Annotated in this window: 9 protein-coding genes; 2 read left to right on the top strand and 7 right to left on the bottom strand. The window is 65.1% G+C overall.

The window, feature by feature from the left end; translation table 11 throughout:
* Positions 1 to 45: 45 nt before the first annotated feature.
* The 6 genes from EV679_RS16945 to hrpA form a co-directional block, all read right to left on the bottom strand.
* Positions 46 to 13,743 (bottom strand): filamentous haemagglutinin family protein, encoded by a 13,698-nt coding sequence (locus EV679_RS16945; protein WP_165390080.1) that lies wholly within the window; start codon positions 13,741 to 13,743, stop codon positions 46 to 48.
* Between the two features lie 124 nt (positions 13,744 to 13,867).
* A complete protein-coding gene (locus EV679_RS16940) occupies positions 13,868 to 14,953 on the bottom strand; it encodes a FecR family protein (protein ID WP_130487837.1) in 1,086 nt (361 codons plus the stop codon).
* A 25-nt stretch (positions 14,954 to 14,978) separates the two neighbouring features.
* Positions 14,979 to 15,518 carry an RNA polymerase sigma factor gene (locus EV679_RS16935; RefSeq protein WP_068374830.1) on the bottom strand — a complete coding sequence of 180 codons (540 nt, stop codon included), beginning with the start codon at positions 15,516 to 15,518 and terminating at the stop codon, positions 14,979 to 14,981.
* A gap of 2 nt (positions 15,519 to 15,520) precedes the next feature.
* A complete protein-coding gene (locus tag EV679_RS16930; RefSeq protein ID WP_165390079.1) occupies positions 15,521 to 16,243 on the bottom strand; it encodes an STN domain-containing protein in 723 nt (240 codons plus the stop codon).
* A gap of 291 nt (positions 16,244 to 16,534) precedes the next feature.
* Positions 16,535 to 17,227 (bottom strand): dienelactone hydrolase family protein, encoded by a 693-nt coding sequence (locus EV679_RS16925; protein ID WP_130487835.1) that lies wholly within the window; start codon positions 17,225 to 17,227, stop codon positions 16,535 to 16,537.
* A gap of 80 nt (positions 17,228 to 17,307) precedes the next feature.
* On the bottom strand, positions 17,308 to 21,138 hold the full coding sequence (hrpA, locus tag EV679_RS16920) for an ATP-dependent RNA helicase HrpA (protein ID WP_130487834.1): 3,831 nt from the start codon (positions 21,136 to 21,138) through the stop codon (positions 17,308 to 17,310).
* Between the two features lie 294 nt (positions 21,139 to 21,432).
* Here hrpA and argA point away from each other — a divergent pair, with 294 nt between their 5' ends.
* Together argA and EV679_RS16910 are read left to right on the top strand one after the other, a co-directional pair.
* A complete protein-coding gene (argA, locus tag EV679_RS16915) occupies positions 21,433 to 22,791 on the top strand; it encodes an amino-acid N-acetyltransferase (RefSeq protein ID WP_068374627.1) in 1,359 nt (452 codons plus the stop codon).
* A gap of 305 nt (positions 22,792 to 23,096) precedes the next feature.
* Positions 23,097 to 23,369, top strand: coding sequence for an oxidative damage protection protein (locus EV679_RS16910; protein ID WP_068374624.1), 273 nt, complete (start codon positions 23,097 to 23,099; stop codon positions 23,367 to 23,369).
* A 210-nt stretch (positions 23,370 to 23,579) separates the two neighbouring features.
* On the opposite strand, the gene EV679_RS16905 is transcribed toward EV679_RS16910, so the two are convergent.
* The gene (locus tag EV679_RS16905) at positions 23,580 to 23,942 is read right to left on the bottom strand and encodes a 5-carboxymethyl-2-hydroxymuconate Delta-isomerase (RefSeq protein ID WP_130487833.1); all 363 of its coding nucleotides are present in this window, start codon (positions 23,940 to 23,942) and stop codon (positions 23,580 to 23,582) included.
* Between the last annotated feature and the right edge of the window lie 133 nt (positions 23,943 to 24,075).

Below are 24,075 nucleotides of genomic sequence, written 5' to 3'. Positions count from 1 at the left end.
CCAGGCCTGAACCGACGGCCCGGCAGGCGCATTCACTTTCCGGCATCAGCCGCCCAGTTCCTCGCGCTCGCTGGCACTCAAGTGCCCGCGCTGCACCGGCCCCTCGCCGCCCACGCCCAACACCACAACGGAACTGTCGGGGCGGTGGCTGGCAGGCCGCGCCGCCGCCTGCGGGCCGGCTGGTCGCGCTTCCTGCCCGGCCGCCGCACCATCGCCGCCATCACCAAACCCGAGAATCTGGACGTTGACGACGGAGGGCTGGTTCTGCCGCGCCGCATTGCGGGCGCGCTGCACACTGTCCTGGGCCGTGGAAGCCGCAGAACTGGCCGCCGAGCTGGCCGCCGTCAACGCGCCGATATTGACGCTGGCGATCACTGGCATGCCGGTCGACTCTCCCTGCACCTGGATGTTCTCGGCATTGACCACTCGCATTGCAGCCAGATTGACGTTGCCCGACACCCGGATGCCCGCTTCGCCCGCGTCGATGATGCCCTCTGGTGCAATCAGGTCGATGTCACCCGCCGGAATTTCAGGGATGGGATTGAGCGTGGCGATACCCGCCCCGGTGCTGGGCGTCGTGGGCGACAGCGACACATTGCCCAGCGCATCATAGGCACGCCGCGACGGCGTATACACCACGGTGGTTTTACTGCCCCGGCCAGCGTTGATATCGCCCTGCGCCGACCAGGCCAGAATATTGCCGCCGAAAGTCGTGAAGATGCGGCTCTGGCCCATCAGGATGCTGCCCAGCGAAAAGATGTTGATATCCCCTTCGCCCTGGGTGATCACGCCCGAGCCCGGCCCTGGCGTAAACCCGCCATCCACGCCCACCAAAGTACGCCCGCCAGGCACCAGGATGCTGATATCACCGCCAAAATTGGTGTGCATGCCAGCATCCATCACATCATAGAAAGACACGCCTGCAGCGCCCGTTCCGCCAAGCGCCTGCCATTCCGCGCGGGTCACATAGGTCTTGCCCGGTGTCGGGCGGTTCTTGCCTATGCCGTTGCTTTGCGTCCAGTCATCGAAATACAGCGCACTGCTGAACAGGGTGAGGTCGCCTTCATAAACCCGTGGACGGCCTTCGCTGTCCTGGGCAGGCAGCAAGGTGGCGATCGCCTCGCGGCCGCGCAGGTAGCTGCCGAAGCGCTTGCTGCCGGGGTCGTTGTATTCGCGTCCCGACGCCTTGAGCTCGGCATAATAGACGTTGCGCAAATAGGCACGTTGCTGTTCGGGCGCCAACGTCGCAAAGAACTCGCGGGCATCCATCGCTGCCGGGTCGTAGACCTGCCCGGTACCGTTGGACACATGGCCCGCCGGCCCGCCGGCCGCGACCACGCTGTCAGGCCCGAAACGCCCGGACAGCCAGTTGACGAGATAGAGCTGGCTTTCCTGGCGATAGTCCCGCAACAATGAGCGTGTCGACGCCTGGCGTCCTGCCGCGTATTGCTCCTGATAGCTGCGATCCAGTTCTGCCTGCCTGGCTTCCAGGAACGCTTCGGCCTCGGCTGCGTCTCCCTGGAAGCCGTATTCACGCTGCAGCCACTGGGCCAGCGTCAGCTCCCCGCTGTAAACCACCAGCGCCTTGCCGGGCTGGTCGGCAAACGGCAGTTCAATATCGGCCTGATTGGCCGGGTCCAGGTAGCGGTCCGCGAAATCCGCCCATTGAGCCCCGGCACCCAGGCCTGCAGATACCGCAATGCTGGCACCCCCGGTACGGCTGTTCGCTCCTTCCCGCAGAATATCGCCCAGGCTGGTGACTTCACCCTTGTCCGCAAATAGCAGGTTGCGGCCCGCGGCAATGTCCAGCAGGCCGGGGCCGGTAATGTAGAAACTGCTCTCGCGGATGTCCCGTCCCGCCTCGACGACGGAAATATCGGTGGCAAAGCTGTGCGAGATCAGATTGCCCTTGGTGTCCTTGACCGTATCTTTCTCACCCAAGCGCGTGCCGGCATTGGTCAGATCCCGACCGGCCCGGACCGCCACGGGAATCGAGCCTTCGTAGCGGTAGCCCAGCAAACCTGCCGGATAGCCCAGGCCAACCATGGAACCGACGCGCAGCCCCACGATATCGCCCTCGACCGCGTAATAGCGTGCCGGCGACTGTCCTGGCACAGCATAGCCGGTGGTCGCCGTGGTGCCATTGGTAAACAGGGTGCCGGTATTGGAACGGCCTGAAAGCGCCTGCAGCCATTCCGTCCGATCCGCGATCAACGGGCTGACCGTCGTCACGCGGATAGGCTGCGTGCCCCAGTCTCCGCCGCCAGTAAAGGCCAGGACGCCGACAAAGCCGGGACGGAAGGGACTGCTCAGGCTGGCGGGATCCGCTGCTGACGCCGTGACGGCATAACCGCTGGCATAGATGGACTGGCGTGCCAACAGCTCCAGCTGGTTGCGTCCGGTCGCATTGACGTACTGGTCGCCCACTGGGGAAGGCGCCACCGTCATGCCGAACTCGGTGCGCAACGGTGTACTGCCGAAATTGTTGATCAGGCTGGTCGTGCCGACACCATAGTAGATGCTGCCGCTGGCAGCACTGGCACGCAAGATGGAAGGATAGAAATTGGCGCCGTCCATGGTGGATGACTGATTGCGGCCCTTCACCGTGGAATGGATGTCCTCGTAGGACGCGCCATCCGCCCAGGCAGTGGTCGGCGTCAGGTTGCCACCGGCGCTGAACAGATCGACCGAGGTTCCCGGCGTCCAGAGCGAGAACCAGCTCCAGCCCTCGCCCGAATAACGCGTTCCCATATAGGAGAACGGCGAGCTGCCGTACAGGCGAGTGCGTCCCGGGTCAGCCACGCCGCCCAGCACCAGGTCGCCCCGCGTATCCAGGCGCGCTGCGGCATCGCCCAGCACGAGCATCGGTCCGCCACCGGCAAACACACGGCCGGCGGCATAGGGATCGCCGCCACGGGTGTCCAGCGGGTCCAGCTTGCCGTAGCGCAGCTTGATGCCGCCCACATTGCCCGCCTCCAGACGTAGCGCCCCGCGCAGATTGACGAAAGTGCTATTGAGGTCATGGTCGTTGCTGCGCAACTGTGGATTGGGATTGAGCGTTCCGCCAATGCGGATATCCAAGTCCCCGCCGCCGGTCTGCACCAGCGAACCATCAGCCTGCACCCGCCCCGTGCTGCCCACCGCCAGGTGTACGCCCTGGCTGCGCGGCGTCTGCCGCAATGCGGCAGCGCGCTGGCCTTCTCCATTGAGCACAACATCCCCGCGGATCTGAATCATGCCCGCGTCGCCACCGGATTCCACCACCAGGTTGCCGCCGCCCAGCGTGCCCACGCCGGTGAAGCCAGTCAGGAACGGTGCGTTGCCGTACAGCCAACTGTTGTACTCGTCGCGCTGCAGGTCTACCGGCCCGGCAACATAGGTACCGAAATTGATCCACCAGGCCGTCGGCACGTCCATGCCGCCCGATTCCAGGCTGCCCGAACCCTGACGCCACAGCCAGCTGCCGACATCCACGCTGGCAATCTGTTGTCGCGTACGCCCCAGCGGCACAATCGCATCTATCTGCTTATTGTTCTGCCCGGTCAGGTCGCCCATCAGGTTCCCCCCAACACGCAACAGCACATTGCCGCCCTGGGCCGGATACCAGGCCGAATACAGGCTGTTGCTGCCGCCATCGACCAGGCTTTCGAAGTCCACGCCCTCTTTTTGCCACAGCACCGTACCATCTTTCATGAGGCCGCGCGCCTGGTTATAGGGGTCGTCCAAGCCTGCCGGTACGGACGCTGTCGCCGTACCGGCGGTATAGACCCCGAACGGCGAGCTCATGTCGAAGTCTCCGGCGGCGATCAAGTCCAGATCCCCCGTTCCCGTGCGCAGCACGCTGAACAACTGCTGGCGGACCGGCTCGGCCTGTGTCGTGTATTCCGGTTCCTCTCCCTTGGCATGCAGGGACACGACTTCGCCCAGGCCCCAGGCATTCAATTCCTCGATGGAATCGACGAAATAGCCCCAGCTGGCCAGCATGTCCACAGTTTCCTGAGGAATGATTGCGCCAGACTCGCCCGCCACGCCAAAATAGATTTCGATCAGCTCGGCGGAGATCTCGTCGGACCAGCGATAGACGTTCGCCGTACCTGTGCCCGGTACTGGCAAGCGCTCGAGCACCAGGCCAAAATGCGGATCGGCCAGCATCAGCTTGCCACCGGACTGTGAGTGAGTCAGGCGGCTGTCTGCGGCGGCCAGGTCTGCCCCGGCCACCAGACGCAGGTCCCAGGACTGTGAACCCGCCGCCAGCATGGGCGCCAGCGCCCAGGTACGTCCTTGCGTGCCGTCGGCGTCCTGCGGACGCAGATTGACCAACTTCGCGCCATCGGGCAGAACCACCACCGTCTGCGATGGCACGACCGCCCCTTTGGCCAGGGTTAGCGACTGTGCCAGTTTGACCTCGACAGGCAAAGGCACGCCGCCGGGCCAGATGCCAGCCTGGATTTTTGTCGGAGCAGACAGTCTGAACCCTGCGCCGAGCTGCGTTCCTGCGGGCAGCGTGACATCCTGGGCCAGCACCGTGCCAGCGGCATACAGCACCTGGCCGGACGCATCGCTCACGGCAGCGCCCAGCACTGAACCTGCTGCCAGGCCCAGGGATTGGTCCAATACCATGGCGGTGGGCAAGGCCAGCCCGGCCGGCAGGGTCAACGCCGGCATGGGCAGATCGTAGTTCAGGGTACGGCCAGGCAGGAACTGTGTGCCGGGCGCCAGCGTGACCAGGCCGCCATGCGGAATCACGACATCGCCGCCGAACGGCAGCTGCCCGGCAGGCAGCACCCAGCCCTGATCATCCGCCGTCACGCCTACACGTGCCACGTCGAACCCATCAGTCATGCTGCCGTGGATTTCCAGGTTGCCGGCAGCCCGCAGCACCAGGGCGCCGGCTTCGCCGGAACCGCGCACCGGCGTTTGCTGGCTATGCGGATTGACGCTGGCATAGCGATATCGCGACATGTCGATATCGCCATCCACATGCAGGTCGCCGTCCGATGTGGCGCTGACTATTTCCACGCCCGGCCGCAGGTGGAATTGCTCCTGGTAGGCACGCAGGCCCGCCAATTTTCGGTCCATCAGAACACCATTGGCCAACGCATTGGCCATGAACTTGAGACTGTCAGCGTGCTTGGCATCCAGGTAGGCCTGGTCTATCACCTGGTAGTCGCGCCCGGAAACCGTCGTATCGGTGCCCTCGCGGGCATCGTCATAACGCTGGAAGGCATTGACGACGACAGTACGTGCGCCGCCGATGTGAACGGCGCCGCCGGCGTCGATATCCACATCGTTGCCGGTCGCCCCGCCCAGCCGCGGCGCATTCAACGTCACCGTGCCATAGGCCTGCGGTGCGCCCGCGACAGCCAATTCCATGCGGGCGCCATCGCCGATGACCAACCGGCCCGAGCCAGAACCGATCTCTATCACCGCCCGGTTGGGCGCCTCGATGACCTGGCCATAGCTGTCCTTGCGCAGCACGCTGGCGCGCGCATCCAGCACGGCAGAACCTGCCAGCGTCACGCCCTGCCCGGCGAAGAGCCGGATGCTGCCGGCCTGCTCGCCGCTGGCATCAATCGTGCCATTGACGCCAAGACTGCCGCGATCCACCGAAACACTGATTTCCCGTGCCTTGAGTTCGTCGCCAATCACCAGATTGCCGCTGGCCAGCTGAAAACTGCGGCCGCCAAACACGCCGCCTTCGCTCAGGCGCTGATTCAGGCCGGCGAAATCGACAATCTGCTGGGCCCGGATATCGGCAAAGCCCGATGCGAACGGCAGCGCGGTGCCGCCGGCGTCATAATTGCCGCTGGCCTGGCCACGGATAGCACCCAGCAATTCGATATGGCAGGCCTGCGCCCCCAGCGCCACGGCGTTCAGCCTGCCCGCGCGGTTGTATTGCGCATCCAGCAGGATGGCAGAGCCGACCGCCTGGCGGATACTGCCTTCCCGGCTGTTCAGGATGACATCTCCCCCCCAGCTGTATTTTTCCTGGTCGTAGAACACCAGCCTGCGACCGGCCAGATCCAGCTGCGCTCCTTCATCCAGCAAGACATCCCCGGCTGCAGCCAGCGTCAGTTTGCCGCTGGGCAACAGCACTGCCGTATCCAGCCGCAGGCTGCCGCCTGCGTCCAGCATCAGTTCCGCACCCAGGGCCGCCGCCAGGGTGGCGGTATCTGGCTGCGTTGCGGCCTGGCCGGCAAACGCCTGTGCCAGAATGCTTCCACCGGCCGTGATGCGGTTGACAGAACCCGCCTGGCCCGTCAATTGCGGCGTATGAATCAGCAAGTCGCCGCCATGATAGGTGTAGGATTTGGCAGCGCCGTCCCAGGCCCCCTGGGAGGCGTATACCGATAACGACCCCATGTGATTGGCCGTCACACGTTCACGAGCGTTCAGCTCCACCGTACCAAAGCCCAGGGTGCGCCGGTCATGCTGGCTCACGGTATCAGGCTGGCTACGTGGCCCGTAGCCGAACTCGATCACATCGGCATCCACGACCAGACGGCCTGTCCCGGTCCCGGCGCCGCCGGTAACAATGGCTCCCGGCGCCTGAGTCGCCCCATTCCAGGTCAGTACGGCTGTTTCGATTCGGGCGACATCGGCGGCGTCGCCCGCGCCGTGGATGGCCGGGGTGGTCAGCACCAAACGCTCCAGCGATGACTTCCCGGTTTCTGGATTCAGCGTCGACAACACGACCGAACCATAGAAATTGACCGCATCACGGGCCGTCAGCACCAGATTTTCCAATGCGGGCGCGCCGCGCGATGTATCTCCGCGCAGCAGGCCGTCCAGCACCTGCTGATTCAATGTCAGCCCCGGAGGCAACACGCCCTGCGCAGCCGCCTTTGCCAAAGTCGCGGCATCTCCGGCATTGATGGCTCCCACTGCCAGGATCAGGTTGCGCGCGCCGTACCGGACGGTATCTTCCAGGCTGAAGGCATTGTCCGTCGCTGCCGTGATCGTGCCTTCGGCAAACAGCTGGGTTTCCTTGCCGCAGGCCTGGGGCACCCCGCATGTCCCCAGGCGGATGCTGCCCGCACCGAAACCGTCGCCGCTGGCCGCTTCCGGTGCCTTGATTTCCAGCCAGCCATTGGACACGGCCAGCACGGAAACAGCGGACGGCGCCAGCACATAGCCGCTCATCGAATCCCAGCCTGCCGTCCCCTGCCCCAGCGCATTGATGCCCGCGCCCTCCTCCACCGTAATGCCGCTGTCGACCCGGCCCGTCACCAGGAAAACTTGGGCTGCCTGCAACAACGCCCCATCACGCAGCACAATGGAACGCGCCGCCGTGTAGGCATTGCCGAATCTCACCGTGGAAGCGTTCTGCGTGCTCCGGGTATCCAGCGAGGCAAATTCCGATATCAGGTCACCCCCGATCACGACCGTCGCCGCGCCGATGGAATTGAGCGTGTCGGCATGCAGGGAAACGCCTTTGAAGCCTGCGGTGGGCGCTGCGCCCTTGCCCAGGATTTCCAGCGCCACGCCACTGGCCGAAACGATCAGCTCGCTGCCGTACCCGCCTTCTGCCGCCAGGGCCCTGACTGTGCCCGGCGCGAACTGCACGCCGCTCTGCGCGCCGGGCTTGCCCACGCCCGGCATCAAGGTCAGGCGGCCGGCATCACGTTCCAGCGTAGGCCTGGGCGCGCCATCCCGCGCCGCCCAGTCCAGGCCAAAACGCGCGTAGCTCATCTCGTTGTATTGGGAATAGGTACGCAGGCGATCCGCGGGGGTCAGGATCAGCTGGGTGGTCAGGACATCCAGCACGCCGGTGTCGGCCAGGCCTAGCCGCGCTTGCGTGGCATAGGAACCGTTGCGCATGCCGAGCTGCGCACCGAAGGGGCGCTGGCTGCCTGCCAGCCCATTGAGTTCCACGCGGAACGCGCCGGGCAGCAGCGCATAATTGGAAGGCAATAGAGTGTAGGTGCCAGCAGGCAGGCCCGGTATGCCAGCAGCAATCGTCACCTGTTGGCCCAGCATCGGGTCGCCCGCGCCCTTTTCCGCGCCGACCGGCGCATAACCCTGCTGTGTGCCGGGCACAATGGCGTACACAGGATTGGTCGACAGCCCCGGCACGACAAAACCGCTGCCATCGACGGCAACCTGCAGCAGCGGGTTCAGACGGGCATCGGTGGAGCCGCCACGCCCCGACAGGAACGCGCTGCCCGTCAGTTCACCGCCACCGGACAGATCCAACAGCGCGCCAGGCTGCACCTGGATATCGTCGCTGCGCAGCACCAGGCCGCGGAAGGTGCCCGAGCCGCCGCCCAACCCTCGGTAAAGCACATCGGCACCGCCATAGGTATAGGTCAGCCCATCCACCGTCCCACCGTAGGGCATGATCAGGCCGGCGGCACTGACCGAGGTTAGGCTGCCGGGCAACAACGCCAGGTGACTGGGCTGGTTGCTGGTTGCGAAATCATGTCCCAGGATGAGGTTGCCCAGGGGTGCGCGCAGCACGCCGCCCTGTTCAATATTGGCCGACATCAGCGTCAGCGAGCCAAAGACCGAGTAGGGCATGACGGGTGTGTCGGTACCGACACGCTCAATCCGCAGCACCGCATGGGGATCATAGTCCGCCATGTAGTTGCCCCATTCATCGAAACGCCCCAGGCGGCCCGCGCGAATTTCCGCCCGCGCATGGGTCGCCGGGTAGATCTGGCGGGCAGCCAGCAATAGATTGCCGGTCGTTTCCAGCAGGGTGCGGTCCCGCACAGTGGCACCGAGCAGGCGGATATCCCCCTGGCTGCGCAGTTCAAGGTCGGCAAAACCCAGGCGCTCGTAGGCGACCGAACCGCTGCTGGTCCTGACGGTTCCCTTCGTACCAAACGCCTGGCGCTCCAGGATATCCAGCAGGCTGGCGCGCACCACCAGCGTCGTCCCATCCAGCACGTCCGGCAACCGGCCTTCCTGAGGCAGCGGCATGATGTAGTGATCCATCTGGCGGCGCGTCGCGCCGGCCAGCCGTACGTAGGGCGCGGACAAATCGACACGCGCGCCGGCACCGGCGTCAGGGGGCAGACTGATGCTGCCGCTGGTCAGCCGCAGGCTCTGCGCCAGCGAGAGGTTCACGCCAGGTTCCAGCAGCAGCACGCCATTGACCAACAGCGACAGATTGCCAAAGCCCCCTGCCATGACCTTATCGCTGCCGATGCGGCCATGGCCGTAGTTCAATCCGGCATCCGGACGGCCTGGCAGCAAAGTCTCGGACAACACCGGCGCCCCCTGCTCCCTGGCCAGCAATAGTTCCCGGACGGCCAGCACGGCATTGCTCGGATTGGAGGAAACGGCATAGTTGGGTGACTCCAACGCCAGCGCCAGCGTACCGCCAGCGGCGCCAGGCGCGCCGGCATGGGCCCGCAGGTCGCCATCCAGGAACAGGCCATTGAAGCTGCTCAGGAAAATCAGGCCGCCCGCCGAGCCAACCGGCGTATTGGCGGCGCCCGGCAGATCCAGCACCGCCATGCTGCCTGAGGCGTCCAATCTCGCGCCGGGACGCACGACGATAAATGCATCCACCGCCTCGGCTTCAGTCGCATCGGCGGCATACTTGCCGCCGATGCTGATGCGCCCGCCTGCCATTACCTTGCCGTAGCGCAGGCCGTCGCGATCAACCGCCCAGTATGCCTGACCGGCAACGTCCAGCACGGCGCCGTTGCCGATCCAGATGGACTGCGCATGGCCCTGCGGCGTCGGCCCGACCATCGGATAACCGAAATTCAGAATGTCGATGCTGCCGCCAGACGCGCGTATCACGCCGTCTATGGTCACTTGCCCATTGCCTTGCAGCGTCACGGCACGCCCGGCGTCCACGCTGACGCTCGCGCCCTCTCCTATCGCCAGAGACTCCCCGGAATCCAGGCCGAAGCCCGCGCGCAGCAACAGGTCCGCACCCAGCCGTTGCGTCAGTCTGCCCTCCTTCGGGTTCTGCTGAAACGCTTCGGGCAGCCATGCCTGCAGCACGCTGCCTGGCTCGGCTCCCCCCGGCTGTTCGCGCGCGGCGGTCGCATCCACGCGCCATACCGGCATTTCCACCGCAATACGGCTGTTGGCGGCAACGGCAAGGCCCTGGTTGCCGCCGATCTCATACTGTGAAAAACCCTGGCGGAATAGGCTGTCATCCACATGCAATGGCACAATGACAGCCACGTCCTGCGACAGTCTTGTTCCTGCCGGCAAGCGGCTGCCGGCCGCAAAATGGACCGCCTGCGGCGCCGCCTCGCCAGCCTTGATGACACCAGTGACCGGCACGATCGCCAGCCCTTGCGGAAAGACTGTCTGCGGCAGGACGTAGCCTTCGGGAAAACTGCCCGTTATGTTGTCGATCACCGTCCCAGCCGGCAGTGTGACCGGCGGAGCCCAGGCATAGACCTGATAGTTTCGGCCCGAAGTCGTACGCACGCTGTAGCTCTGCGCGCTGTCCGTCGGCACCGGCAACGTCCATTCCGCCGCCAGCGTGATCTTGCTGGCGGGGTCGCTCCAGGTGACATTCGGCTGCCCGCCAATCGCCTCGCCCGGTTGCGCATGGGTACGCTGGTAGTGAAAGTCCAGCGGCAGGATAGCGCCCTGCTCCACCACGAAACCCTCCTGCGTGACCAGGTCGACCAGCGAATCCTCGCCAGCATGCAACATGCCATCGCTGCCGGCCACGGAACCGCCGATGACAACAGCCCCACCGGATTGCAGCACCAGCCTGCCGCCTCCCTTGCCTCCCAGGCTGCGCAGCTCGCCGGCCAGGTGCAGGGCGGCCTGTGCACCGTTGCCCTGCAAGCCTTGCGCCAGTGCGTCGGCACGCAGGGCGATATCGCCGCCACGGCCGTCCAGCACACCGCCATCGACCCGCATCACCGCGCCGGAAGAAGCATCCAGCAACGCCCCCTGGCCTATCGTCACCTGGCCGCTGCTGACAATCTGGATACTGCCGCCATTGACGTAGGGCAGGCCAGCCGTTTCCTGGCGGTCCAGCCACTGATTGGTCCAGACGCCGCGCACATCCAGCGTGACACCTTCGGCCACGCTCGCCGAAGCACCAGCCGCCATGGCTCCGTTGCTTTCATCTATCGCCCGCGATTCCCAGCGCGTGCCATTTATCTGCTTCCTGACCACATTGCCCAAAAGGATGCTGCCGCTACGGGCCGTCAGATCCGCGCCGACCTGCACCTGGGTGGCATGCAGGGCGATGGTGCCGCCGGTATCTACCTGCACCGCCTCATCCACGTGGATCTCTTCGCGCGCATAGATCCGCAACTCGCCCAGCGCCAAACCGTTGAGCCAGGCCGCGTCCAGCGCAATATCTGCATCGGCGCTGCCATCGCTTGCGCCGGCGATGCTCACCTTGCCTGTCACTGCCTGGGGTGAATACAGCAAGTTGCGGGTTTCATTGTCATAGACCGGCACATAGCTGCCTATGATCAGCTGACCGTTGCGCGCCCTGGCGGTCTGGGCCTGCTGATAGCCATCCAGCGCCGCCTCGCGCGCCTTCGTCTGGTTTTCCGCCTGGAAGGTCTTGCTTTCGATATCGCCTTCCAGCGTGGCGCGCGTCGTCGCGACCACCATCTGCCCAGCATCGCGCCCAACCGTATATCCTTCTTCCCAGCGTCGTCCGGGCGCCATCAGGTCATGGTAGCGCCGCGTCACGCCCCAACGCTCGTGCTCGACTTCGTAGCCCCGGTAAATACCGGTATAGAGCATATCGGCAGGCGCCCTGGCGGCCTGGTAGATGCGGCCATCAGCGCCGCGCAGAAAGGTCTGGTACACCTGCCCCGCCTGGACATCCAGCGTGCCGCCCGACAGGTTCACCACCGAGCCGGCTCGCGTAATCAGCTCTGCGCCGCCGAAGCGCACCGTCCCGCCCTGCGCCGACCATTCTCCAATCCCGTGGCCGCTGATGCCCAGATAGCCGCCAACTTCCAGCAAGCCGCCGGCGGTGTACCAGCGGTCCGTTTCATAACCGTTGGTGCCGGCAGGCACCAGGACCAAATCCCGGCGATCCAGCCAGATCGTGCTGTTGTTCAGGCTCTTGTCGTCCCGGTTACCCGGTGAGTCGCGCTGCTCATTGCCCTGCACGTTGATTTCGACGTTGTTCGCCTCCATCGCGACCCGCACCCCGACATGACCCGCCACATCCAGCTGGGCGCCTTCGTGCAACTCACTGCGGCCCGTCGCCTGCACCAGAATCTGGCCGCCCGTCGCCAGCGTCAGGGATTCACCCAGAAAATCGACATCGCCAGCGCTGGCGATCTGAATGAGTGACTGGTCGCGACGATGGTATTCTCCGTCACCCGCAGACGTGGAATCTTTGATCTGGGCTTCGCGCTGCACGTCCAGCGCCGTCGTCGCGCTCTCATCGAGCACGATCGCCGTCACACTGTCACGCGCCAGCGTCACCTTGCCGGCCTGCTCGCCCGCCAGTGCGGCGTCACTGCGCAAATGGATCGTGCCACGCGTATGCACCGACGATGTGGCCAGCAGCACGCCCTCCTGTGACACCTGCTGGCCAACCAGTGTGATATCGCCTGTCCTGGCCTCGATCAAGCCGGTGTTCGTCACCTGGAAAACGGTCCCGGCCTCGGTAGACACGCTGCGGCGCGCCTCCACCTGGTTGCCGCGCGTCGTCGACGCCTGGTTCTCATCGGTCCCCAGGCCCTTGCGGATCACGAAGGCGTCTCCGGCAGCCAGCAAGGCCTGGCCGCCAGGCGTGCTGATGTGGCCGGCATTCGCGACCTCGCGCCCGAGCAGCAACACATAGCCGCCCCCTTGCGTCACCGTACCGGACGCATGCGTGGCAATGCTCGCGCCGGCCTCGACCAAGACACCAGCCGTCGCGGCGCCATGGCTGACCGCCCCGCCAGACAGCAACAGGTCATTGCCAAAGGACGGCATGTGGCCGCTGCCCAGCGGGTCGCTGAAGATGCCCTTGTCGAACTGGTCGTCGCTCAGGCCCACGGCACTGGCCACCAGATTGCGCACATTGACCTGGCTGCCCCCGGCAAACACGATGCCATTACGGTTCACCACCATCACCGTGCCGCCGCCCTTGATGCTGCCCTGGATTTGCGACGGGCGCGCCTGGGGATCATTGACCCGGTTGAGTACGGCCCAATCTGCCTGCTGATCGAAGGCAACCGTGGTATTGCGGCCGACGTTGAACGTGTCCCAATTCAGAATGGCGCGGCTTTCAGTCTGCTTGATATCGACCTGAACCTTGCCATCGGCCACCGTTTCACGGGCGCGCTCGGCACCGCGCCAGGCCAGCATATTGCCTTGCGCATCGCGATCCCACAGTCCGCCCTGCGCAAGCCCTTCGGGCACCGGCGCACCGGGCTTGCCTGCCTGGGCCTGGGCGCGCGCCTGTGCCTGGGCAGCCTGGCGCACGGCGATAGCGTTGGCGGTCCGGTTCAGGTTGGCAATGGAACGTGACAACGCTTCATTGGCCCGCTGCTGCTCACGCTGCGCGCTGGGCGGCACTACACCAGCGGCAGGGCGAGCCTGGTACGCCTGGGCCCGTGCGCCACCAGACGCCAGCCAGGCGGCGCCAGCAGAACCAGCAGCCTGCACCGGCTGCTGCCATGCTCCCGCCAGCAATAACGCCGCCAGGGCGGCCGCCGCCGGCGTCAACCGCATGGCGGGAGGCGTCAGGCGCCCGGCCGGCTGCCCCGGCGGACAGCCACGGGATGAAATGTCTGCCATGCGTCGCGTACCGGATTTGCCTGACCGGCATTGCCAGGAATGAAGGGAGTTCATGCAGCGGGCTTCCTTGAAGACTGTTTGCGCAGGCAACCGGACCACGAATCCGTGCCATCTGCTATCTAGAGTCATCGAGCCAGACAAAGCCTCATAAATTTTTTGTCCTGCCCTGGAAATACCGCTATCCCAGCAGGACGATGCCCCCTGGCAGGCGCGTCACGCGGCCACCCGCCATATCGCTGATCTGGTTAAGCGCCTCGTCCAGCCTGGCCACTGAAAACCGGGCCTGCACCCGCATGCGGCCAAGATCGCTGTCACGCAGCAGGATGCGGCCCTGGCGGTAGCGATTCAGTTCGGCCACGACATCCGCCAGCGACGCATCGTCGAATTGCAGGATGCCCTGGCGCCAGGCCGATACCTGGCTGGCATCCAGCGACGTCACGGCAGCAAGGCCGCGCCCGTCGTAATGCAGTTGCTGCCCGGCGGACAGCAGCAGCTGGCGTTGCGGGTGCAGCAGCTCGGCTTGTCCTTCCAGGCAACTGACCGCCGTACGGCCATCCAGATGGCGCAGGTTCAGGCGCGCATGCTGCACGCGCAACACCCCTGCCCCGGCCTGGATAGACCGTGGCGCTTGCAGGGCCGGCAGGTCTGCGAAAAACTCCGCCTCGCCCGCCACCAGTTCCACGCGCCGCTGGGCGCCTTCGGCGGCGCCCAGATTGATCAGAGTCCGGGTATTCATCGCCACGTCCATCCCCTCGCCCAGCGTCAGTTCGCGCTGCTCGCCCGCGCCGGTACGGAAATCGGCAGTGAACTCCCCCAGCGCCGGCCATAGGCCCAGGGGCGGACGCACCACCAGCCAGGCACCGCCGGCCCCCAACGCACCAGCAAGCAAAGCGCGGCGAGCTGGCTGCCAACCCGTTCTGGCAGGCGACCAGCGACGCCCGCGCCAGGCGGGCACCGACGCGTCGCGAGCCACCCGCGCTGCCGCCAGCCTGCCGGTTTTCAGCACTTGGCCAAGCGCCTGTGCCGCCGCTTCATGGGCCGGACTTTGGGCGCGCCACAAGGCAAACGCCCGCGCATCTTCCACCGTGGCGCGCCCCGAACGCAGGCGCAGCAACCACTGGGTAGCCTGTTCCTGCAGCGCAGCAGCCGCGTGACTGGCATCGGCGCCCGGCGCTGCCGCTCCAGATGCATCCGTGGCAACCGGCGTGGGCGCAGCAGCGGGCTCGGATGCTATGGGAGATGAAGGAAGATCGGGGTCGGCCATGCCTGAAATCCAAACGATAGGGCCGTCACAGGCCGCGTCCGCCCTGGCGGCGCTGCGTCGCGGAACGCTCGGTGGCCTGCTGGCACAGACGCAACGCGTGGCTCAGCTCTTTTTCCACCAGACTGAGGGAAACACCGAAGTGATCGGCGATTTCCCGGTTGAGCATACCATCCAGGCGCGCCGCCATGAATATTGCCCGGCAGCGCGGACTCAACTGGCGCAAGACCTTCTCCAGCACTTCGATCTCGCTGCGTGCCGCCGTAATCCGCGCCGGGTCGGCCAACTCGTCGGGAACCTGGAACATGGCCTCGACGTCCTGTTCGCTCAGCAGTGCACCGGCATGGCGATGATCGCGCGCCGCAGCATTGACGGCGATGCGCAACAGATAGGCCTCGGGATTCTTGACGACCGTGGCACCATCAACGCTATGCAGGCGCAGCCACGTTTCCTGCAAGGCATCCTGCGCGCCATCACTGGAACCCACGATGCGCTCGAGCTTGCGGCGCAACTGCACATAACGCGACACCAGCAACGATTGCAGGCGTGCTCCCACTGCTTCGCCCATGCTCATCCTCCCGGCTGCGCACAGGCGTTGCGTACGCCAGGCTGGTCGGGCCGCACCAGCAAGGTAATGGGTTGGGGCAGATCTGGCGGCGGCGGGTCCAGGCGCAGCCGGCCAACGCTCGCAAGAATGGCAGCATCGCGCGCGGCGCTGCCGCTGCCGCCGGCATGACGCAGGCCGTCGACAGCGCCAGACGACGCAACATGAAATCGCAAGGCCATGCGGTAGGTGCCGGGCCGGGTGGCCGGACGCTCGCATAGCGCACCGATAACGCGCCGCTGTATCTGTGCGACATAGCCCGCATGCAGACGATTGCCGACGCCATCGACTTCATCGACGGCCTGCCCTGCGCCCGACGCCGGCGCATGCTGCGCACGCAGGTCCGGCGCCTGCACAGTGACCGCATCGCCACCCGGAAAACGGGCCTGCAGGCCGGTGCCCGTCAACAGCAACTCAATGGCCTGCTGCGCGGTATGATCGCCGTGCACCGGCGTGGACATGCGGCCGCGCAGCAGCCCGCTGGGCGCCAGTACCGATAGCTGTGTCGCGTCCCCATAAGCCTGGAGGGCTTCGGCCAGCGGCTGCGCGGGGATATCGAAATGGATATTCACGGAAAGCATGGAGACAGGTGGACGGACCCCGGGTGCTGCATTCGCCGCCGCGACCACCAGTCCTGCCAGGCTCGCCGCCACCAGGAAGCGCTGCGCAGCCTGGCCGGAACGGAACAAGAAATTGCCTAGCTTGAAATGACCTGGCATATGCACGCATGCACGATGGAACGAGCTCCCGGACCTTGCGGAACAGGGACATCGTTCCCGGCAGAGATGGGCATATGCTAAGCGCCGTAGATGACGGCTCTGTGACGCGTCTTTGCCGCCTCCTGGTCTCGCAACGCTGGCGCGACGGACGGACACAGCCGGCCCAGCCCCGGCCAGGACATCAGGCGCGGGGCAAGCAAGGCAGGTAAAGACGGAGGAAAGCTGGCACCAGCCAGAACGGCCGGCGCCTCAAGGGCGGGATCAGCCCAGGTGGCGGGCGAAGAAATCCAGCGTGCGTTGTTTGGCCAGGCGCGCCGCGTCGGCATCGAAAGCGCCACGGTGATCGCAATTGAAGCCATGATCGGCAGCGTAGACATGAACCTCGACGTCACGTCCGCTTTGCTGCTGACGGAATGCTTCGACGCCATCCAGCGGGATATGCGTATCGCGTTCACCGAAATGGGCCAGCACCGGCACCTTGGGTGTCCGCCCCACCTCGGCAGGGGTCGTCACGCCACCGCCATAATAGGCCACTGCCGCAGCCAGTCCATCAGCCTGTTCGGCCGCGCGCCAGGCAATCAGGCCGCCATAGCAGAAGCCCACGATGCCAACCTTGCCGCCTGCTGCCTGGCCGGCGTAGCTGATCACCGCCTGTATGTCGCCAGCAGACGCCTGTGCCTGGCCTTCAAGCGCCGCCTTCAGGGCCACGCCGCGCTTCATGTCCTCGGGCGCATAGCCCATGTCCACACCGGCCTCCAGGCGCTCGAAAATAGCGGGCGCCAGCGCCAGGTAGCCTTCCTGGGCATAGCCATCGGCCACCGCCTGGATATGGGCATTGACGCCAAAAATTTCCTGGATGACCACGATGGCGCCGCGCGGCGTGCCTGCCGGCCTTGCCTCATAGACGGGCAGGCGAAAACCGTCACGCGATTCGATCTGAATGAACTGGCCCATTTTCTCTCCTTTGCATCGAGTCCCGGACGGGATCAGGTTCTTGGTGCGATAACGGCGGGAACAGCCCCGCCAGCGCGGCGTCAACGCCGCAACGATTCCCAGGCTTTCTGCAGGCGCTTGACCGAAACCGGCATGGGCGTACGCAGCTCCTGCGCGAACAAGGCCACGCGCAACTCTTCGAGCAGCCAGCGAAACTCGTCCAGGCGCGCATCAGGCGCGCCCTTGCGAGCCGCCCTCTCGCGCTGCCAGAGGGTGTTGAGCGTGGCGAATTCCGCCAGCAGTTTGGCATCCCGCGCCGGGTCCGCCCGCAACTTGTCGATACGTGCCACTGCCGCCTTCAGATAGCGCGGAAAATGCTTGAGCTGCGCATAGGGTGTATCACGAATGAACCAGCGATGCACCAAAGCCTGCTGCTGTTGCTGCAAATCGGCGTAGGCCTGGGCATGCGCCTTGGCTTGCGGCAATTTACGCTGCAGCGCCGTCCATTCCGTCAGGACATCATTGACCAGGCGTGCCACTTCCTGCGCCAGCAGGCCCAGCCGGCCCTTGCCTTCGGTCACGCGGTTTGCGAACTCATCGGCATTCACGGGCCAGGGTTCGGCCAGGCAAGCCTGCGACAAGGCGCAATCCAGCAACTGGTCACGCAGTTCCTCCACCGTGCCCAGCGGCAGGTAAAGCATGCCCATTTTGTTGAGGTCGCGCAGATTCTTTTCCTGGAACTTGACCTGCTCCTTCAGCGCCACGCGGAACAGCCGCAACAGGCCTTGCCGGTGACGCCGGCGCGCTTCCTGCGGATCGTCGAAGACATCCAGGTCGCAAGTCTGGCCGTTGTCCACCAGCGCCGGATAACCAATGACAGCCTGGCCCTTTCTGCGGATTTCCATGACTTCGGGCAGCTCGCCGAAACTCCAGCTGCTGATATCCTCGTGCGCCAGCGCTTCAGAAACTCCGGCATCGCGTGCCGCCACCTGTTGGAACTGATTCTGCGCCTGGCGCCCGTGTTCGGCGCGTATCGCATCCAGATTGCGTCCGGCTGCCAGCATGCGGCCATGTTCATCCACCAGGCGAAAGTTCATGAACAAATGCGGCGGCAAGGTTTCCAGCTTGAAATCGCCGGGCGCCGGACGTACCTTCACCTGTTCCCACATGTCCGCCGCCAGCGCCTCCAGCAGCCCCATGCCAGGGTTCTCCAGACGCTCGAACCAGCGTTCATAGAAGTCGGCAGCGTACTGGGGCAATGGCACGCAATGGCGCCGCATCTTCTGCGGCAACGATTTCAGCAGCAAATGCACCTTTTCCTTGAGCATGCCCGGCACCAGCCATTCGCAGCGCTGCGCATCCAGCTGGTTCAACGCGAACAACGGGACCGAAAGCGTCACGCCATCCTTGGGGGAACCCGGTTCGAAGTGATACGACAGCGCCATGGAAACGCCGGCCCACTCCACCTGCTTGGGGAAAACATCGGTCGTCACACCCGCCGCTTCGTGGCGCATCAGGTCTTCACGCCGCAGCAGCAGGGCCTGCGCCTGCTCGCGCGACAGCCCTGCATACCATTTTTCCAACGCCGCCGTCTGGCTGATGCCTTCAGGCAGCAAACGGTCATAGAAAGCGGCAATCAGTGTGTCATCCACCAGGATGTCCGGACGGCGCGACTGGTGTTCCAGCTTTTCGATCTGAGCGATCAGCTTGCGGTTGCGCGCCACGAAATCGGCCTTGGTGTCGATCTCGCCCGGCACCAGAGCCTGCTGGATGAACAGCTCGCGCGCATGCGCGGCATTGACCCGGCCATACTGCACGCGCCTGCCGGTATAGATAGGCAAGCCATACAGCGTGGCGCGTTCGTTGGCGACCACCTGGCCGGTTTTCTTTTCCCAGCGCGGGTCGGACCAGCTGCGGCGCAGCAAATGGCTGCCTACCGATTCCACCCAGGTCGGCTCGATGCGGGCCACGCAACGCGCATACAGGCGCGTGGTTTCAACCAGCTCGCCCGCCAGTACCCAGCGCCCGCCCTTCTTCGCCATGCGCGAACCTGGATGGACCAGGAAGCGAATCTCGCGCGCGCCCTGGTACTGCCCGCCCTCTTCGCCGCGCAGGCCTATATTGCCCAGCAGGCCGGCCAGCAGGGCGCGGTGCAATTGTTCGTAGGTGGCCTCGGCGCTATTGATGCGCCATTCGTGTTCCTGCACCAGCGCCAGCAATTGGCTATGCACATCTCGCCACTCGCGCATGCGCAGCGGCGAAAGAAAATGCTGGCGCAAGACGCCCGCCTGCTTGCGCTGCGACAGGCCGCTGGCGGCCTGCTCGCCATACCAGCGCCACAATTTCAGGTAAGACACGAATTCGGACTTTTCGTCCTGGAAACGCGCCTGCGCGGCTTCAGCCGCCTCGCGTTCGGCCAATGGCCGGTCACGCGGGTCCTGTACCGACAACGCGGACGCAATTATCAGCATTTCCGCCAGGCATTGTTCATGGCGCGCCGCCAGGATCATGCGCCCGACGCGCGGGTCCAGTGGCAATTTGGCCAGATCGCGCCCGGTACGCGTCAGCGCATTGGCATCATCCAGTGCACCCAGCTCCTGCAGCAACTGATAGCCATCCGCCACGGCGCGCCCGGTGGGCGGCTCGACGAAGGGAAAGGTTTCGATGTCATCCAGCCCCAGCGCCTTCATGCGCAGGATCACTGCCGCCAGTGAGGAACGCAGGATTTCAGGGTCGGTGAACGGCGCGCGCGAATTGAAATCGCCTTCGTCGTACAGGCGTATGCAAACGCCCGGCCCCACACGGCCGCAACGGCCGGCGCGCTGGTTCGCGGACGCCTGGCTGATGGGCTCGATGCGCAGCTGCTCGACCTTGTTGCGCCAGGAATAGCGTTTGACCCGCGCCAGGCCGCTATCGACCACATAGCGTATCCCCGGCACCGTCAGGGACGTTTCCGCGACGTTGGTCGCCAGAACGATACGCCGTGCATTGCCACGCGGCCGGAAGATACTTTCCTGTTCTGCCTGGGACAAGCGCGCAAACAGCGGCAGGATTTCCGTCCCTGCGCGCACGTGGCGGCCCAGCGCATCGGCGGCTTCGCGGATCTCGCGCTCGCCCGGCAGGAAAACCAGAACGTCGCCCGGCCCATGGCGCGAGCACTCATCCACGGCGTCAACGATCGCGTCGACCAGGTCGCGCTCTTCGTCACGCTCGCGGCCGCGGCCGGCGCCGGCCTGGCGCGTCGCGGTTTCTGCATCCTGCTCCTCACGCACCGGGCGATAGCGAATCTCTACCGGATACAGCCGCCCGGATACCGCGATGACAGGCGCGGGCTTTCCGTCCGCGCCAGCAAAGTGAGTCGCGAAACGCTCGGCGTCTATGGTCGCGGAGGTGATGATCAGCTTCAGGTCGGGACGGCGCGGCAGAATCTGCCGCAAGTAGCCCAGCAGGAAGTCGATATTCAGACTGCGCTCATGCGCCTCGTCGATGATGATGGTGTCGTAGCGGCGCAACAGTGGGTCGCGCTGCGATTCCGCCAGCAAAATCCCGTCCGTCATCAACTTGATCGCGGCCCCCGGCCCGGCCTTTTCATTGAAGCGGATCTGGTAGCCCACCAGCTCGCCCAGCGGGGTATTCAACTCTTCCGCGATGCGCTTGGCGACAGAGGTCGCCGCCAGGCGTCGCGGCTGCGTATGACCGATCATCTTCCGGCCCGCGGCGCGGCCGATTTCCAGACAGATCTTGGGCAGCTGCGTGGTTTTTCCGGAACCGGTTTCACCGCTGACGATCACCACCTGGTGCGCCTGGATGGCGCGGGCGATTTCATCGCGGCGGGCGGTGACTGGCAGGTCTTCCGGATAGGTAATGGCGGGAAGCACGCGTTCGGGCGTGACGACGGCGCGGCGGTTGGCCGGCGCGGATGACTCAGACATGGAACTCCTGTGGAACTGGCAAGGATGCCGCAGGATTCGCCCCCCTGCCCGCGCTCAGGCGCGGCGGTGGCATTTTTGCAGCATCCAAACGGCACGCTGGCCGCTGGCAGATATTATAATTTTCCTGTCCAGGCTGCATCCGCTGCCTGGCCGTACGTCGCCGGCCCCGAGCCGGCCTTGTTTTAACTGGCGCCGCCTGGCACTGCCACCGCGCCAGCAATGGTCAGGTCTGCCTGCTCCATGCCGTTTCCTTCCCATCCTCCGTCTGACTTTTTTTCCGAACACTAGCCTGACATGCCCGACGACCCCGTGCCTGAAATCCTGTCCGCCCAGGAAGCCCCCGAATTCGCGCCCGCACAGTTCGTGCGATGGTTCCGCGACGTTGCTCCCTATGTGCACGCATTCCGAGGCAAGACCTTCGTCGTCACCTTCGGTGGCGAGCTGGTACAGGAGGGCGCGCTCAATGCGCTGGTTCAGGACTTGTCGCTGCTTTCGGCGCTGGGCATTCGCATGGTGCTGCTGCATGGCTCACGGCCGCAGGTCAACGAGCAACTGCGGCTGAAAGGCTATGCCAACCGTTTCGGCCTGGGCCTGCAACCCATGGACGCCGCCGAACTGGAATGCGCCAAAGAGGCCGCCGGCGAAATCCGCCTGGATATCGAAGCTGCATTCAGCCAGGGCTTGCCCAATACCCCGATGTCCGGATCGCACATCCGCGTCATCTCGGGCAACTTCGTCACGGCCAGACCGGCCGGCATCATTGACGGCGTAGATTACGGCCACACCGGCAAGGTGCGCAAGATCGACGTCGACGCACTGCGTTTCGCCATCAGCCACGACTCCATCGTCCTGATCTCGCCGCTGGGCTTTTCGCCAACGGGCGAAGCCTTCAACCTGGCCGTCGAGGAAGTCGCCACCAGCGTCGCCGTGGCGCTGCGTGCGGAAAAGCTCATATTCCTGACCGAGAACACCACGGTTCACAATCCGGACGGCAGCGTGGATACCGAACTGGCCCGTGCCGACGCCGACAGCCTGCTGACCTCCTCTGAACTGGACGAAGTCACCGCCTACCTGCTGCGCTATGCCTCGCTGGCGGTCAAGCGCGGCGTCGCCCGCGCCCACCTCGTCCCCTTCACGCTGGACGGCAGCGTGCTGCTGGAGATCTTCACCCACGATGGCGTGGGCACCATGGTGGTGGAAGACACGCTGGACGACCTGCGGCCCGCGACGCTGGACGATGTCGGCGCACTGCTGCAACTGATCGAACCGCTGGAAGCCGACGGCACGCTGGTGCCGCGCGGTCGGAGCACGGTCGAACGCGACGTCGACAACTTCACGGTGCTGGAGCACGATGGCGTCATCTACGGCTGTGCCGCGCTGCACGCCTTCCCCAAGGAGCAGATGGCAGAAATGGCCTGCCTGATCGTCCATCCGGAATGGCAGGGCGAAGGTGGCGGCGACAAACTCCTGCGCCACATCGAAACCCAGGCCCGCCAGCGCGGCTCCAAGCGCCTGTTTGTGCTGACCACCCGCACCTCGCACTGGTTCATCAAGCGCGGCTTCGTGCAGGGCGGCATCACCGACCTGCCACGCGAACGCCAGGCCAGCTACAACCGTTCGCGCAACAGCATGGTCTTCATCAAGCGTCTGTAGGCGGTATCAGGCAGGCGGCAAGCCTTGAACCGGCCGTGGGCCTCGGGCAAAGCCACTGCCTGCCACGCCGGTTCCGCCGGCATGCCCCATATACCCTGGCAACAAGAACGGCTATGCCTGCCGTGCGCGCCAGACGCCTTTAAAATCGGCATCATGCAGGCTGGGCCGCCGGCGCATCGAGATCGTGCGCTCACGCAGCCCTGCCTTCCCTTTTCACCCCGGGCGCCTGGCGCCCGGCCCGCCGCGCCCCTGCCAGGCTGAAGCAGCCGGCCAGCGCGGCGTACACCATTTCCAGAGGTGCATCCATGACCCGTATCGTCCAATGTGTCAAATTGAAGAAAGAAGCTGAAGGCCTGGAACGTCCGCCCTACCCCGGCGCGCTGGGCCAGCGCATCTGGGAAAGCATTTCCAGGGAAGCCTGGGAAGAATGGCTCAGCATCCAGACGCGCCTGGTCAATGAGAATCGCCTGAATCTGGCGGACGCCCGCGCCCGCAAATACCTGACGCAACAGATGGAACGCCATCTGTTCGAAGACAGCCAGGTCGAAGCCCACGGCTTCGTGCCGCCCTCGGCCTGACCCCAGGCGCCCGGCTACGGCCGGGCTGCTGTCTGCTGGCAATCTGACCTGGCCGGGGTTCCTCTTACCACGGGCCTGCAGGCTTAGCCGCTACCCGCTACCGCCAGAACCCGCCTTTCAGCCGGAGCGGCTTCCTGTAGCCAGCATCCCCTGTCAAAACATCCCCTCCGGGCGCCTTTCTGGGCAGCCCACCACCGAGTCTGCCCAGAATCAGGCCAGCCACTTGAGGTAGCTGCCGCGCTCCATGTCCTGCACCTCGATCGTAACGGAACAATTCTGCAACGGCAGGGCCTGCAATCGAGCCAATACCGCCTGCGCCAATTCCTGCTTCTGCACGGCAGTGCGCCCAGCCAGCAGGCGCAGCGTGACATGGATGAAATGCGTGGCATCGGTGGTATTCGCACTACCCACGATATCTGCACCTACGCAATAGGCATCGCAGGCATACGCACGCACCTTGATATCGCTGCCATCCGGCTCGAACAACGCCGAGTCCAGCGCCCCGGCAAATACCTGTCTGACAAGGTGCTGGCCATCCAGTGCTGGCGCGTGTTCAATAATGCAATGCGGCATGCTTGCTCCTTCAATTCCGCTTCCATGGCTCCGTTTCCATGGCGGCCCACAGGATAACCCAAGCGCAACAGCCCCCTGCCCCGCCCCCCGCCGAACGCAACACTGCCCGGTTGCCGGGCTTCTGGACGAAGCA

It is taken from the genome of Kerstersia gyiorum, assembly GCF_004216755.1.
GTDB lineage: Bacteria > Pseudomonadota > Gammaproteobacteria > Burkholderiales > Burkholderiaceae_B > Kerstersia > Kerstersia gyiorum.
This window is presented reverse-complemented; position numbering and strand designations above follow the sequence as displayed.